9 protein-coding genes are annotated in these 14,491 nt (G+C 69.8%); 7 read left to right on the plus strand and 2 right to left on the minus strand.

From position 1 onward, the window contains the following. Positions 1 to 185 precede the first annotated feature (185 nt). Positions 186 to 1,004 (plus strand): IclR family transcriptional regulator, encoded by an 819-nt coding sequence (locus U0177_RS25810; protein ID WP_409573554.1) that lies wholly within the window; start codon positions 186 to 188, stop codon positions 1,002 to 1,004. Between the two features lie 58 nt (positions 1,005 to 1,062). On the opposite strand, the gene U0177_RS25815 is transcribed toward U0177_RS25810, so the two are convergent. Further along, positions 1,063 to 3,492 carry an FAD-dependent oxidoreductase gene (locus tag U0177_RS25815; protein ID WP_409573555.1) on the minus strand — a complete coding sequence of 810 codons (2,430 nt, stop codon included), beginning with the start codon at positions 3,490 to 3,492 and terminating at the stop codon, positions 1,063 to 1,065. Between the two features lie 137 nt (positions 3,493 to 3,629). Continuing rightward, complete coding sequence (locus U0177_RS25820; protein ID WP_409573556.1) at positions 3,630 to 4,268, minus strand: molybdenum cofactor guanylyltransferase; 639 nt, start codon at positions 4,266 to 4,268, stop codon at positions 3,630 to 3,632. Positions 4,269 to 4,586: 318 nt separating this feature from the next. Here U0177_RS25820 and U0177_RS25825 point away from each other — a divergent pair, with 318 nt between their 5' ends. The 6 genes from U0177_RS25825 (at position 4,587) to U0177_RS25850 (ending at position 14,464) form a co-directional block, all read left to right on the plus strand. Continuing rightward, a complete protein-coding gene (locus U0177_RS25825; protein WP_409573557.1) occupies positions 4,587 to 6,704 on the plus strand; it encodes an NAD(P)H-dependent oxidoreductase subunit E in 2,118 nt (705 codons plus the stop codon). 788 nt (positions 6,705 to 7,492) lie between these two features. Beyond that, on the plus strand, positions 7,493 to 7,873 hold the full coding sequence (gene crcB, locus U0177_RS25830) for a fluoride efflux transporter CrcB (protein WP_409573558.1): 381 nt from the start codon (positions 7,493 to 7,495) through the stop codon (positions 7,871 to 7,873). Between the two features lie 59 nt (positions 7,874 to 7,932). Next, complete coding sequence (locus tag U0177_RS25835; RefSeq protein ID WP_409573559.1) at positions 7,933 to 9,234, plus strand: DUF190 domain-containing protein; 1,302 nt, start codon at positions 7,933 to 7,935, stop codon at positions 9,232 to 9,234. Positions 9,235 to 9,294: 60 nt separating this feature from the next. After that, on the plus strand, positions 9,295 to 9,954 hold the full coding sequence (locus U0177_RS25840) for a 2Fe-2S iron-sulfur cluster-binding protein (RefSeq protein ID WP_409573560.1): 660 nt from the start codon (positions 9,295 to 9,297) through the stop codon (positions 9,952 to 9,954). A 122-nt stretch (positions 9,955 to 10,076) separates the two neighbouring features. After that, positions 10,077 to 12,320 carry a molybdopterin oxidoreductase family protein gene (locus tag U0177_RS25845; protein ID WP_409573561.1) on the plus strand — a complete coding sequence of 748 codons (2,244 nt, stop codon included), beginning with the start codon at positions 10,077 to 10,079 and terminating at the stop codon, positions 12,318 to 12,320. Between the two features lie 527 nt (positions 12,321 to 12,847). Next, the gene (locus U0177_RS25850; protein WP_409573562.1) at positions 12,848 to 14,464 is read left to right on the plus strand and encodes an ATP-binding protein; all 1,617 of its coding nucleotides are present in this window, start codon (positions 12,848 to 12,850) and stop codon (positions 14,462 to 14,464) included. Positions 14,465 to 14,491 lie beyond the last annotated feature (27 nt).

The following is a 14,491-nucleotide window of genomic DNA, read 5'->3' on the forward strand; positions in this document are numbered from 1 at the left end:
AGGTCGCCAGCACACACGCTGGCCCCGCGTTCCCGTCAGGTCGAACAGCCTATGCCAGGAGCAATGCAGTATGAATCGCGTATTTCGATTATTGCTATGCGGCGAAAGTTAATATATCATACGGTTGCGAAATTTGCAATATAGGTTGTGAATAGCGCAACTTTAGTGCATCAGCGGAGAATGCTATGGGCGCAGCCGACCCGATCGAGCAGGAGGCGGAGTGGCTGCCGGCCGGCGCCGGCTCGTCGGGCCTGCGCCGCGATATGGCGCTGCTGCACGCGCTGGCCAGCGACGAGGCGCGCGCGCGCGGTGGCCTGGGTGTGGTGCGCCTGGCCGAGATGCTCGGGCGCGACAAGAGCCAGGTGTCGCGCGCGCTGCGCGCGCTCGAGCAGGTGGGCCTGGTGGCGCGCGACGCCGCCACGCGCGAGTACCGCCTCGGCTGGCAGCTGTTCGGCCTGGCGGCGCGCGCGGGCGAGCCACGGCTGCTGCACTGCGCGCCCCCGCTGATGCGCGATCTCGTCGGGCAGCTCGGCGAGAGCGTTCACCTGTGCGTGCTGCAGGCCAACCAGGTGCTCACGGTGCTCACCGAGGCGCCGCAGCACGCCTTCCGCGCTTCCGGCTGGGTTGGCCGCAATTTCCCGGCCTACTGCAGCTCGGCCGGGCGCGCGCTGCTCGTCGACAGCACCCGCGACGATCTGGCGCGGCGCTTCCTTCATACCGCTTTCGTGCCGTTTGGCCCGGTGCAGCTGGTGCACAGCGTCGCCGAGCTGTACGACCAGGTGGCGCTGGCGCGCCGCCGCGGCTATGCCACGGTCTGCGAGGAGTTTGAGCCCGAGCTGGTGGGCGTGTCGGCGCCGGTGCGCGATTTTCGCGGCCAGGTGGTGGCGGCGCTCAACGTCAGCGCGCCGAAGTTCCGCATGGGCGCCACGCTCGATGCGGCAGGGCGCGCGACCGCCCTCGTGGCCGTGCAGCTCTCGGCGCAGCTTGGCTGGGCCGGCGCCTGACCGGCGCCGGCCTGCCGCCCGCCAGGGCCGAGCGGCAGGCGCCTCCGGCGCGCGAACACTACGCCTTCAAGCGCGCCATCTTCGGGTCGAACAGCGGCTCCTCGCGCACAGTCGCCGGCAGGCGCTCGCCGAAGTACTCGATCTCGATCGCGGTGCCAGGCGCGCTCAGCGCGATCGGCAGGTAGCCGTAGGCCACGAACGCGCCGACGCTGTAGCCGTAATTCGCGCTGGCCACGTAGCCCACCGCCTCGCCATTGTGCAGGATCGGCTCTTTCCCTAGCAGCGCGCCCGGCCCGTCCAGCGTCATGCAGCAGAGCTTGCGGCTGATGCCGGCCTCCTTCGCGCGCACAAGCGCCTCGCGCCCCAGGAAGTCGCCCTTGTCGAGCCGCACCGCCCAGCCGATGCCAGCCTCGTAGGGGTTGTAGTCGGTGTGAATGTCGGCGCCCCACAGCCGGTAGCCCTTCTCGATCCGCAGCGAGTCGAACGCGCCGCTGCCCGCCACCGCAATGCCGTGCGGCTCGCCGGCCTGCCACAGCACGTCCCACAGCCGCAGCGCGTACTCGGTGGGCGTGTACAGCTCCCAGCCCAGCTCGCCGGCGTACGACACGCGCAGCGCGAACACTGGCGCGTTCTCAACCGTGATCTGCTTGGTGGTGTAGTACGGGAAGGCCGCGTTCGACACGTCTTCCTCGGCCACCTTCGCCAGCACATCGCGCGCCTTCGGGCCCCACAGGCCGATCGTGGCCCAGCCCGACGACACATCGGTGATCGTCACCGTGCCGTCGGCGGGGGCGTGCGCGCGCACCCAGGCCAGGTCGTGCGGCAGCAGCCCGCCGCCGGTGATCACCCAGAAGCGATCGGCCGCCCGCCGTACCACTGTCACATCCATCACGATGCCGCCGCGCTCGTTGAGCATGCTGGTGTACACGATCTTGCCGACCGGGCGGTCGATCTGGTTGGCGGCGAGCCAGTTCAGGTACTTCAGCGCGCCCGGCCCGGCCACCTCGATGATCGCCAGCGCCGCCAGGTTGAACATGCCTACGTGCTCGCGCACGTGCAGGTGCTCGGCGCCCTGGATGCGCGACCAGAACTGGCTGGCCCAGGCGTCGCGCGCCGGCACGCGCTCGTCGTAGCTTTCGAGCAGGCGCGCGTTGGCCTCGTGCCACTGCGCCACCTCCCAGCCGCCGCTCTGGAAGAAGTACGCGCCCTGCTCGGCCAGCCGCTGGTGGAACGGCGACAGGCGCACATTGCGCGGCCGCGAGATCGGCTGGAGTGGGTGGATCAGGTCGTAGACCTCGCGGTAGTTCTGCGCCGCGCGCTCGGCCACGTAGGCGCGGCTGGTCTGGTGCGGCTGGAAGCGCGTGATGTCGGCCTCGCGCAGGTCCATGCTCGGCGTGCCTTCGGTCATCCACTCGGCGATCGCCCGCGCCGCGCCGCCGGCGTGCGTGAGCCACAGCCCGATGCACGACCACAGGCCGCGCAGCGGGGTTTCGCCCATCACCGGGAGGCCGTCGATCGTGAAGGCGAACATGCCATTGAACTTGGTGACAAGGTCGGTATTGCGGAGCGGCGGCATCAGCTCGCAGGCCGACTCCCACCCCGAGTGGAAGTGCTCGGGGGTGAACGGGAGCTTTGCGGTTTTGCCGAGGTCGCGCGCGTCGACCATGAGTGGCACGTGGCGGTAGCTGCCTACGCCATACTGGCTGCCCTGCTGGCGGAAGTACATCGCGTGGTCCTGGTGGCGCATCAGCGGGTGGCGCACCTCGGCGCGCTCGTTCGCCAGCTCGGGCAGCGGCGTCGTGACGGTGTAGAGGTGCTGGGCGGCCTGCAGCGGCACGCGAAAGCCGAGCTTCTCGGGCAGCAGCGGCCCCCAGATGTTCGTACACAGCAGCACGTGCTCGGCCTCGATCCGGCCTTCGTCGGTCACAACCGCGGCCACGCGCCCGTCGCGCGCCTCGATGTCGCGCACCGCAGTGTTGCCGTGAAACGCCACGCCCAGCGCCTCGGCCGCGCGCGTCATCCGCGTGATCAGGCGCACCGCCTTGGCTACGCCGTCGAGCGGCGTGAAGAACGAGCCGTGGATCACCTTGGGGTCGAGGATCTCGACCATGCGCTGCGTCTCCTCGGGCGAGATCAGCTCGGAGGGCATGCCGTAGGCCGTGGCCCAGCCCTGCTTGCGCCGCAGGTCGCGCCAGCGCTCGGGCGTGTAGGCCACCTCGAGCCCGCCCACGGGGTAGAACACCGGCTCGTCGGCCGAGTTGAACTCGTTGTAGAACGCGCGCGAGTACTTGGCGAACTCCGACATCATCTTCGAGGAGTTGGTGAGGAACATGCCGCCGGGCGCGTGCGAGGTCGATCCGTCGACCTCGAACAGGTCGCCCTTTTCGAGCACCAGCACGTCGCGCCAGCCGAGCTTGGCGAAATGGTACGCGGCGCTGCAGCCGACGATGCCGGCCCCGACGATCACTAATCGAGCGTGCTGTTGCATGGCTTCCTCACAGTCGCGCGGTGGCCGGCGGCCATCGCGGCGGGTCTTCGATTGCGGTTGGCTTCGGGGAAGTGCGCCAGAGTATACCGGAACTCAAAACCGGCTGCAACCGCCCTGGTTGCGTATGGTGCAACAGCCTACTTCGCGTCTTCGAGCCACGCCGCAACCGCGGCGGCCTGCTCGGGCGTGTTGACATTCACAAACGAGCGGCCCAGCGGGTCGTAGCGCAGCGTCTCGTCGGGCTCGATCACCGCCACGCGCACTTCGGGGAAGAATGTGGCGATCTGGCGGCGGCCGCTTTCGAGCGCGGCGCGCATGGGCGCGAGGCAGCGCTTGCCATACAGCGCGTGCAGCGTCTCCAGCCCCAGCCGGTTGCGCGTCGCGCCGGCCTCGAGCGAGCGCGGCGCGAGCACGTCGTAGTCGCGCGGGCGCGCAAGCATGGCCGCCAGCAGCGCCTCGCTCAGCAGCGGCATGTCGCAGGCCACCACCAGTGCGTACTCGTGGCGCGCGGCCAGCAGGCCGCTGTAGATCCCGCCAAGCGAGCCGCCGTCGGCGTACAGATCGGGCGTGATCCGCGCCGGCAGGCCGGCCCAGTCGTCCGGATCGTTCAGCACGGCCACGACGTCGTCGCATAGCCGGCCGGCCAGCCCAACCACGTGCGCCAGCAGCGTCGGCCCGGCCGCGCCCCACAGCTGCAGGCGGCGCTTGTCGTGGCCGAGCCGGCGGCTCAGCCCACCCGCCAGCACCACGGCGCTGGTTAAGGGATCGTGTGCCATTGTGCTCCTGTTGCCAGACGGCCTACACAGTCGGCGTTTTTGGCTTCGGCAGAGCGCTGCTTTTGTGCGTACGGTGCTGCGACGGTGGCGCAGGCGCCGCCTTCATAGCACCGAAGATCGTACGTACCGTGTGGCTTGCGGCAGCACGCGTCGGCGACGCCGCCTACGCCGCCAGCCGCCGGATCGACGCCGCAAGTATAGCACGCGCCGCCTGCATCAGCCGCCGCTGGTGCAGCATATGCAACAGCTGGCGGCTCCTGGCGTGGCGAATATGCTATAATTCCGCCACTTCACCGAGCTTCTGCCACGGAGCAACCTATGAACGCCGATCTGCGGGCGCGCCTCGAACAGCTTGGCGACGACCTCCGCGCGGGCGATGTCGACCGCGCGGCGCTGTTCTGGCTGAAAGTGTTTGCCGACGCCGCGACTGGCGACGGCGGGCAGATCCGATCAGACCGCTGGGTCGACGCGGGGCTCGCCGCCGCGCGCGCCGTGCCCGGCCTCGACGCCGCCGCGCTTGCGCCGCGCCGCGCGCTGGCCGAGCGCTACGGCCTGTTCCGCTTCGTGCGCCTGAAAGACGGCGCCGAGTTCAGCGGCGCTGCCCTCGCCGACCTCGACTGGCAGCGCAAGTACGATGTCGGCCTCGCGCCGGCGTTCGCCGCCGACCTGCCGGCGCTGCGCGAGTGGGCCGGCGCCCGCTGGGATGAGCTTGGCGGCGTGGCGCCCACGTTTGCGCTGCTCGAAGGCGTGCTGGCGCGCTACGCGCCACAGGGCCGCGCCGGGCTGCTCGAGGTGCTGCACGAGGCCCAGGCGATCTTCGGCGGCTGGCTGCCGCGCCCGGCCGTCGAGCGCGTGGCCTCGCGGCTCGGCCTGCCCGTGGCCGACGTCTACGGCGTCACCGAGTTCTACGAGATGTTCCACACCCAGCCGGTCGGCCGCACGATCCTGCGCATCTGCCAGGACGCCGCGTGCGCGCTGGCCGGCGCCGACGCGCTCACCGAGGGAGTGTGCCGTCGCCTGGGCGTGCGGCCGGGCGAGACAACCGCCGACGGCGCGTATACCGTCGAGCCGGTGCGCTGCCTGGGCCTGTGCGACCGCGCGCCGGCCGCGCTGGCGAACCTGCGCCGCTACGCGCCGCTCGACCCGGCCGCCCCCGAGCGATTGCTGGGCGACGACCCGCCGCCCGAGCGCCAGGCATTCGGCGGCCAGATCAAAGTCGCGCTCGCGAACGCCGGCCTGGCTGCCCCGGCCAACCTCGAGGCCTACCGCGCGCAGGGCGGCCTGGCCGCGCTCGAAAAGGCGCTGCGCACCATGGCGCCGGCCCAGGTGATCGACGAGGTCAAGGAGAGCAGGCTGGTGGGCCGTGGCGGCGCGGCCTTCCCCGCCGGCCAGAAGTGGCAGCTCACCGCCAGCAACCCGCCGGGGCCGCGCTACGTGATCTGCAACGCCGACGAGAGCGAGCCCGGCGCGTTCAAAGACCGCGTGCTAATCGAGAACGACCCGCTGCGCGTGCTCGAAGGGCTGCTGCTGGCGTGCTACGCCGTCGGCGCTGAGCGCGGCTTTGTATACGTGCGCGGCGAGTACCGCCCCGGCTACGAGCGCCTGGCCGCCGCGATCGAGCAGCTGGCGCTCGCCGGCTACGTCGGCGAGCGCATCCTCGGCAGCGCGTTCAGCTGCACGATCGAGCTGCGGCGCGGCGCGGGCGCGTACATCTGCGGCGAAGAAACCGCGCTGATGGAGAGCATCGAGGGCAAGCGCGGCTTCCCCAGGCTCAAGCCGCCCTTCCCGACCACCGCCGGCCTGTGGGGCCGCCCCACCGCGATCAACAACGTCGAGACGCTCGCCAAAGTGCCGCCGATCATTCTCTACGGCGGGCGCTGGTACGCCAACCTCGGCACGCCCGACTCGGCCGGCACCAAGCTGTTCGCCGTCAGCGGCTCGGTGCGGCGCCCCGGCGTCTACGAGGTGCCATTCGGCGTTCCGCTGCGCCACCTGATCGACGACCTGGCCGGCGGGCTGCGGCCGGGGCGCGCGCTCCAGGCAGTGCTCACCGGCGGAGCGGCCGGCGCGTTCCTCACCGCCGAGCACCTCGACACGCCGCTGAGCTTCGAGGGCTTCCGGCTGGTCGGCGGCACGATCGGCGCCGGCACGATCATGGTCTTCGACGACAGCGTCGACATGCGCGAGGTGCTGGCGCGCATCGGCGAGTTCTTCGCGCACGAGAGCTGCGGCAAGTGCTACCCGTGCCAGATCGGCACGCAGCGCCAGGCCGAGATCCTGCGCCGCGCGGCGCGTCGGCACGGCCAGCCCGGCGATACGATCGCGCTGGCCGAGCTTGGCCAGGTGATGAGCGATGCGAGTATCTGCGGCCTTGGCCAGGCCGCTGCGCTGGCGATCGTGAGCGCGCGCCGCCGCTGGCCCGATCTGCTCGGCTGACGGCCGTGTACCAAGCGGCGCAGTACCGCATCGGCGGCCTGTGGCCCATGCCCCCGCGCAGCGCACCAGCCCTCGCCGCCGCATGGGGCATGCTCACACTGTCAGTGACGTGATCTTGTATTCGCTGGGCCATCGAACGTCCCTATCATGCGGAACGCGGCTTCACTCCCTCAACGCTCTCTTCAGCGATGTTCGTCGAGATGGTTCGCTTCGCTCACCATGACATTGAATGCCAGGGGAACATTGTTGACACGGTAATGCGCTACCACGTTCGAATAGGCGATCGCGCCCTTTCAAGCGACACGGGGGCACAAACCTACGCAGCGCGCCCGGCGGCGCTATCCAATCGGCGCAGCGCATCAGCCCTCGCCGCCGCACAAGGCATGCGCCGCCACGTTCGAGTTGGAGATCGCGCCCTTTCACGCGACACGGGGGCACAAACCTACGCAGCGCGCGCGGCGCGCACCGCCCCTCGCCGCCGCACAAGGCATGCGCCGCCACGTTCGAGTGGGAGATCGCGCCATGGAAGGGGTCTGGGGCAACGCCCCCCGGGGGTGCTGGGGCCTCGGCACGCCCCTGCCGCGGGGCACGGGGGCGCGTAGCCCCCGAACTCGTCACGAGGCACCAACCCAGCCGTCGTGCAGGCCCCTTCGGCGGTCACGAGGTCACCAACACATCGAAGGAAACCCGGACAACCAGGCATGCGCAGCACATACCCATCGAAGGAAACCCAGACAACCAGGTAGGGCCCAAGCAAGACGATGAGTATCTTCTCAAGGACATCATCTGTGAGCACCATCCTGATCCTGGCGCTTGGCGCCACGGTTGGCGCGGCGCTGCGCTACTATGGCAGCCTGTGGGCCGCGTCGCTGTTCGGCCCGGCGTTCCCGTATGGCACGCTGATCATCAACGTCTCGGGCAGCTTCATCCTCGGCTGCTTCCTGACGCTCGCCACCGAGCGGCTCGCGATCAGCCCGCAGCTGCGCCTGCTGGTAGCCACCGGCTTCTGCGGCAGCTACACAACCTTCTCGACGTTCAGCTACGAGGCGGTTGGCCTGCTCACAAAGGGCAGCTACCTGGCAGGCGGCGCCTACCTGCTTGGCAGCGTGGCGCTCGGCGTGGCGGCCGTGGTGGCCGGCGCGGCGCTGGCGCGCGCGCTGCCGCTCTAAGAATTCGCACGTAGCTTGCTGCCGCAGGCAAACACCGAAAGCCAGCCCGGGAGGCGACCATGGAACCGAGCAATACGCACCAGCAGGTCTGGATCTTCATCGGCGAGAGCGACCAGTGGCACGGCCAGCCGCTGCACCTGGCGCTCCTGAGCACGCTGCGCCACGCCGGCGTGGCCGGCGCCACAGCGCTGCGCGGCCTGGCCGGCTACGGCGCCAGCAGCCGCATCCACACCGCCTCGCTGGTCGAGCTTAGCGGCGACCTGCCGATCGTCGTGACGTTTGTCGACCGCGCCGACCGCATTGCTGCGGTGATGCCGACGATCGCCGCCATGGTAGGCGAGGGCCTGATCACCGCGCTGCCGGTGACAGTGCTGAAGCACGCGCCGCACCACGCCGGCCCGTTCCCGCCACACCTCACGGTCGCCGACGTGATGAAGCGCGAGATCGCTAGCGTATCGCCCGACACGCCCGTCGCCGAGATCGTCGCGCTGCTGATCGACCGCGCGGTGCGCGCCGTGCCGGTAGCCGACGCGCACGGCCGGCTGGTTGGCGTGATCACCGACGGCGACCTGCTGCGTCGCGGCCGGCTCGATCTGCCGGTAGCCCTGCAGCAGGCGCTGCCGCCGTCCGATCGCGCTGCGGCAGTCGCCGGGCTCGCCGGGCAGCCCCACCGCGCCGCCGACCTGATGACGCCCGCGCCCGCGTGGCTGCCGGCGGGGGCCTCGCTCGCGCAGGCCGCGCAGCTGCTGGCCTCGCGCGATCTCAAGCGCGCCCCGGTGCTCGACGCCGACGGCCGGCTGGTTGGCATGCTCAGCCGTGGCGATCTGCTCGACACCGTCGCCGAGGGCATGCGCCAACGCCCCGACGACGCAGTGCAGCTGCCGGCAGGCTCGCCGCAGACGGTGGCCGAGGTAATGCTGCGCGACGTGCCCACGGTGCGCCCCGACACGCCCCTCGCCGACGTGATCGAGCGGCTGCACGAGTCGGCGCGCCAGCGCGTCGTGGTCGTCGGCGCCGATGGCCGCGTCGCCGGCATTATCACCGACGGCGACGTGCTCAAGCGCGCCGGGCGCGCCGGCCACGCCGAGCCGGCCGGGCTGCGGCGGCTGGCGCGCTGGCTCGGGCGCGGCGAGCGCCCCGAGGAGCGCGAGCTGGCGCTGCGCGGCCGCCACGCCGCCGACGTGATGACCAGCCCGGCAATCAGCGTGCGCGCCGATACGCCGATCGTCGACGCGATCCGCCAGCTCATGCAGGCGCAGGTCACGCGCATGCCCGTGGTCGACGCCGACGAGCGCCTGGTAGGGCTGGTGGGGCGCGCCGGCCTGCTGCGCGCGCTCGCGGCCCACCAGGAGCATGGCTGACGCAGGGCCGCCGTGGCTTCGGAAGAGATGAGCATGCGCCTTTCGCGCGAGGAGCAACCAGTGAGCAGCGAACCAGCCAACACGATCGCGCTGACGATCAACGGCCAGCCGGTGCAGGCCGCGCCGGGCAGCACCATCCTCGCGGCCGCGCGCGCCGCCGGCGTCGAGATCCCGACGATCTGCTACCACCCAAGCCTCACACCCAACGCCGTCTGCCGGATGTGCGCCGTCGAAGTTCAGGGTGCGCGCGTGCTCCAGCCGGCCTGCGTCGTCCAGGTGGCGCCAAACATGGTCGTGAACACCGAGAGCGAGCGCGTGAATACCGCGCGGCGCGTCATCCTCGAGCTGCTGGCATCGGCCGTCGACCTGCACGACGCGCCCGAGATCCAGGCGCAGATCGCGCGCTACGGCGCCGACGCCGCGCGCTTCGGCGGCGGCCGGCGCCGCGATATCCCGCTGTACGACGACAACCCGTTCTACATCCGCGACTACTCGCAGTGCATCATGTGCTGGCGCTGCATCCAGGTGTGCGCCGACGACGTGCAGTTCACCTACGCGCTCACCTGGGGCGGCCGCGGCCTCGCCAGCCACGTCGGCACGGCCTTCGGCGAAGACATGCCCGACACCAGCTGCGTGTTCTGCGGCAACTGCGTAGGCGTCTGCCCCACCGGCGCGCTCAAGGGCAAGGTCGAGTTTGAAAGAGAGAAACAGGCTGGGTAATCCACAGATTACGCAGATTCCAAAGATGAAGAGTACCGCTCTGCCGAAGGGCTGAGGGCGCCAGCTGCGTAAGCCCTAGAAGAGAAGAAAACTTCATTCACAAAGTAATGAGGTGATAGCTCATGCAAGCCGATCGCACAGTTCGCACCACATGCGCCTACTGCGGCGTGGGATGCCAGCTCGATCTGAACATCAAAGACGAGCGGATCATCCGCATCGAGGCGCCATTCGAGGCCGCGCCAAACTATGGCCGGCTGTGCGTCAAGGGCCGCTTCGGCGCCGACTACGTGCACAGCCCCAGGCGCCTCACCACGCCGCTCATCCGCCGCGTGCCGCAGCGCCCCGGCGCGCGCACCGCCGCCAGCTCGCCCGGCGAGTGGCGTGAGGCCAGCTGGGACGAGGCGCTCGAGCTGGTGGCGCGCCGCATGGCCGAGCTGCGCTGGGCGTACGGCCCCGGCTGCATCACCGCCAACGCCTGCGCCAAGGCCACCAACGAAGACAACTACCTGCTTCAGAAGTACCTGCGCGCGGTGATCGGCACCAACAACATCGATCACTGCACGCGCCTGTGCCACGCCGCCAGCGTGGTCGGCCTGCAGATGGCGATCGGCTCGAGCGCCATGAGCAACGCCATCGCCGAGATGAAAGATCTCGAGTGCTTCGTAATCACCGGCTCGAACACCGCCGAGAACCACCCGGTGATCGCCACGTTCCTCAAGCACGCCGTGCGCCGCAACCAGGCGCAGCTGATCGTGATCGACCCGCGGCAGACCGAGATGACGCGCTTCGCGACGCTGTGGCTGCGCCAGAAGCCCGGCAGCGACGTGGCGCTGTTCAGCGCCATGGCCCACGTGATCGTCGAGGAGGGTTTATACAACCAGCAGTTCGTCGCCGAGCGCACCGAGGGCTTCGCCGAGTATATCAGCAGCCTCGAAGACGCCACGCCCGAGTGGGCCGAGCCGATCACCGGCGTGCCCGCCGCCGACATCCGCGCCGCCGCGCGCATGTACGCCAGGGCCGGCCGCGCCGCGATCTACTGGGGCATGGGCATCAGCCAGAGCAGCCACGGCACCGACAACGCGCTCTCGCTGATCAATCTTGCGCTGCTGTGCGGCCATATCGGCCGGCCCGGCACCGGCCTCAACCCGCTGCGCGGCCAGAACAACGTCCAGGGCTGCTCCGACGCCGGCGGCATCCCGGCGTTCTACACCACCTACCAGCCCGTCACCAGCCCCGACGTGCGCGAGGTATTCGAGCGCGCCTGGCGCGTGCCGCTGCCCGCCGCGCCTGGCCTCACCACCACCGAGATGGTCGACGGCGTGCTGACCGGCGAGGTGCGCGCATGGTATGTGATGGGCGAAAACCCGCTCATGAGCGAGCCGCACCTCAACCACGCGCGCCACGCCGTCGAGCAGCTCGAGTTCTTCGTCGCCCAGGACATCTTCTTCACCGAGACGAACGTCTACGCCGACGTGATCTTGCCGGCGGCGGCCTTTGCCGAGAAGGACGGCACCTTCACCAACTCCGACCGGCGCGTGCAGCGCGTGCGCCGCGCCGTGCCCGCCCCCGGCCAGGCCCGCCCCGACTGGGCGATCGTCTCGGATCTGGCGCGCCGCACGATTCGCCTGATCGCCGCCGAGGCTGCCGCCCACCCCGCCGCGCCCACCGCCGCCCACGACGCGGCGATCGTCGCCCAGGCCGCCGCGCTCGGCCGCCAGTGGACCTACGAGCACCCCTCGGAGGTGTGGGACGAGATGCGCGCCGTCACGCCTGAGTTCGGCGGGATTAGCTACGCCCGGCTCGACGACGCGGGCGGCCTGCACTGGCCCTGCCCCACGCCCGATCACCCCGGCAGCCCATTTCTGTTCAGCGAAGATTTCCCGCGCGGCAGGGGCCTGTTCATCAGCGCGAGCTACAGCGCCACCAGCGAGCAGCCCGACGACGAGTACCCGCTCTCGCTGAACACCGGCCGCGTGCTGTACCACTGGCACGGCGGCACGCTCACGCGCGCATCGGCGCTTACGCAGATCTGGCCCGAGTGCACTGTCGAGATGCATCCGCACGACGCCGCGCGCCACGGCCTGGCCACCGGCGACTGGCTGGCGATCGCCAGCCGGCGCGGCAGCATCACCGCGCGCCTGCTGGTGACGGGCCGCTCGCCCGAGGGCGTGGTGTTCATCCCGTTCCACTTCGCCGAGGCCGCCGCCAACACCCTCACCGACCCACGGCTCGACAAGCGCGCCAAAATCCCCGACTTCAAAGTCTGCGCGGTGCGCGTCGAGAAGGCCAGCCAGCCGCCCGCGCGCCCCGGCGCCGACACGCCGCTCACCGACCGCGGCGCGATCAAAGATCCGCTGGGCGTGTAGGAGCGGAGAGCGTGGGAGCGAGGGAGCGCAGAGCGAGTGAGCGAAGCCCGTGCCAGTAGCAACGTCAGACGCGCATGCCTCAGGGCAAACCCACACCCGCGCTCGCGCCACGAGGCATCCGCCACCGGCATAGCAACAGCGGCGGCATTCATTACGGGGCCTGGGGCGCTAGCCCCAGCGCGGGAGTGCAGAGGGCGAGCGACCGCCCTCTGCCGCGGGGCACGGGGGCGCGTAGCTCCCGAAACCCCTCTGGCGAAGAGCAGGGGCACGGGGGCGCAGCCCCCGCAAGCCCTCGCAGGGGCACGGGGGCGCGCATCCCCCCGCAAGCCCTCGCAGGGGCACGGGGGCGCGCAGCACCCCCCGAAGCCCTCGCAGGGGCACGGGGGCGCGTAGCCCCCCGAAAACAGGCGCAGCCCCCCCACAAGTAACACCCCCCAAGATGACCATCGGCCTATTCTCTTCCCGCCGCGCCCAACATATACTGATGCCGGACGCCCGACAACTACACGCTAGCCAGAGGAAACCGCATGCGCATCCTGATCGACCAGCGCTCCTACGAGGAGCTTCAGGCCAAGCCCAACCACCCGCGCGACTGCTACGTCCGCGCCGGCGAGTACCCGCACCATATGTATATCGACGGCGTGAAGTACCTCGTGGCCCGCGCCGTCTACGATTGCATCAAGCGCGCCCAGGCGGCCGACGACCAGGACGCGCTGCTGCACCTGCTGTTCCACAAAGACGAGCTCGAGCGCGCCGTGGCCGACGCCCGCGCCAAAGGCGTCAGCCTCGCCGGCACGCGCGCGATCGGCGACCCGCCGCCCACCGACGAGGTTGCGATGCCCCGGCTCTCGAATTCCTTCACGCCGGCCCAGCCCGAGACCATCGAGGCCAGCGGGCTCAACCGCACGTTCCTCTACGAGCACCTTACGCGGATCATCTACAACAAGGGGCGCATCACCGGCCTCGATCTCGTCGACGATATGCGCCTGCCCTACGGCATCATCGACGTGCTGCTCAAAGAGCTGCGCGCCCAGGAACTGATCGATATCGCCGGCCAGCGCGGCTATGGCGACGTCAACTACGAGTATGTGCTCACGCCGCGCGGGGTGCAGGCCGCCGCCGACGCGCTGCTCAAAACCATGTACGCCGGCCCCTGCCCGGTGCCGCTCGACGACTGGATCGCCTCGGTGAAGGCTCAGACCGTCAAAGACGTTGTTGTGACGCGCCGCAACATCCGCGAGGCATTCCAGGGCCTGGTGATCGACGAGTCGATCCTCAACCAGGTCGGCCCCGCCGTCAACTCGGCCTCGTCGGTGATGCTGTTCGGCTTCCCCGGCAACGGCAAGACGACCATCGCCGAGCGGATCACCCACCTCATGGGCGACGATATCTTTATCCCTCACACGGTGTACGCCGACGGCGCGGTGATCAAGCTGTACGACTCGATCGTCCACGAGCCGCCAAAGAAAGAGCTGCCGGCCGATCTGGAGTATGACCGGCGCTGGGTGCGCATCAGCCGCCCGGTGGTGATCACCGGCGGCGAGCTGACGCTCGATGGCCTCGGGCTGATCTACAACAAGGAGTCGCGCATCTACGAGGCGCCGTTCCAGATGAAGGCCAACTGCGGGATCTTCCTGATTGACGACTTCGGCCGCCAGCAGGTGCGCGTGTTCGACCTGCTCAACCGCTGGATTGTGCCGCTCGAGAAGCGCTACGACTTCCTCACCACCGTCACCGGCAAGAAGCTGCAGATCCCGTTCGACCAGCTGATCATGTTCTCGACCAACCTCGATCCAAATGATCTTGGAGATGACGCATTGCTTCGTCGTATCAAGTTCAAGTTCGAGATCATCGACCCGACCGAGGGGCAGTGGCGCGAGATCTGGAAGATTATGTGCCGCGTCTACAAGGTGCCCTACGACGACCGCGCGCTCGACTACCTGCTGGCGAAGTGGTACCGCCCCGACAGCCGGCCGCTGCGCATGTGCCAGCCGCGCGACTTGCTGCTGCAGGCGATGGCGATCGCGAAGTACAATATGGAGACCGTGACGCTCAGCGCCGACCTGCTCGACGCCGCGTGCGCGACCTATTTCACCAGCAAGGAGAAGAAGAACTTCGGCGCGAAGGTGCGGCTCGATCTGTAGCCACGTATCTTCCACGGCATGGTCGCG

The organism is Kouleothrix sp. (assembly GCF_046328425.1).
Lineage (GTDB): Bacteria > Chloroflexota > Chloroflexia > Chloroflexales > Roseiflexaceae > Kouleothrix.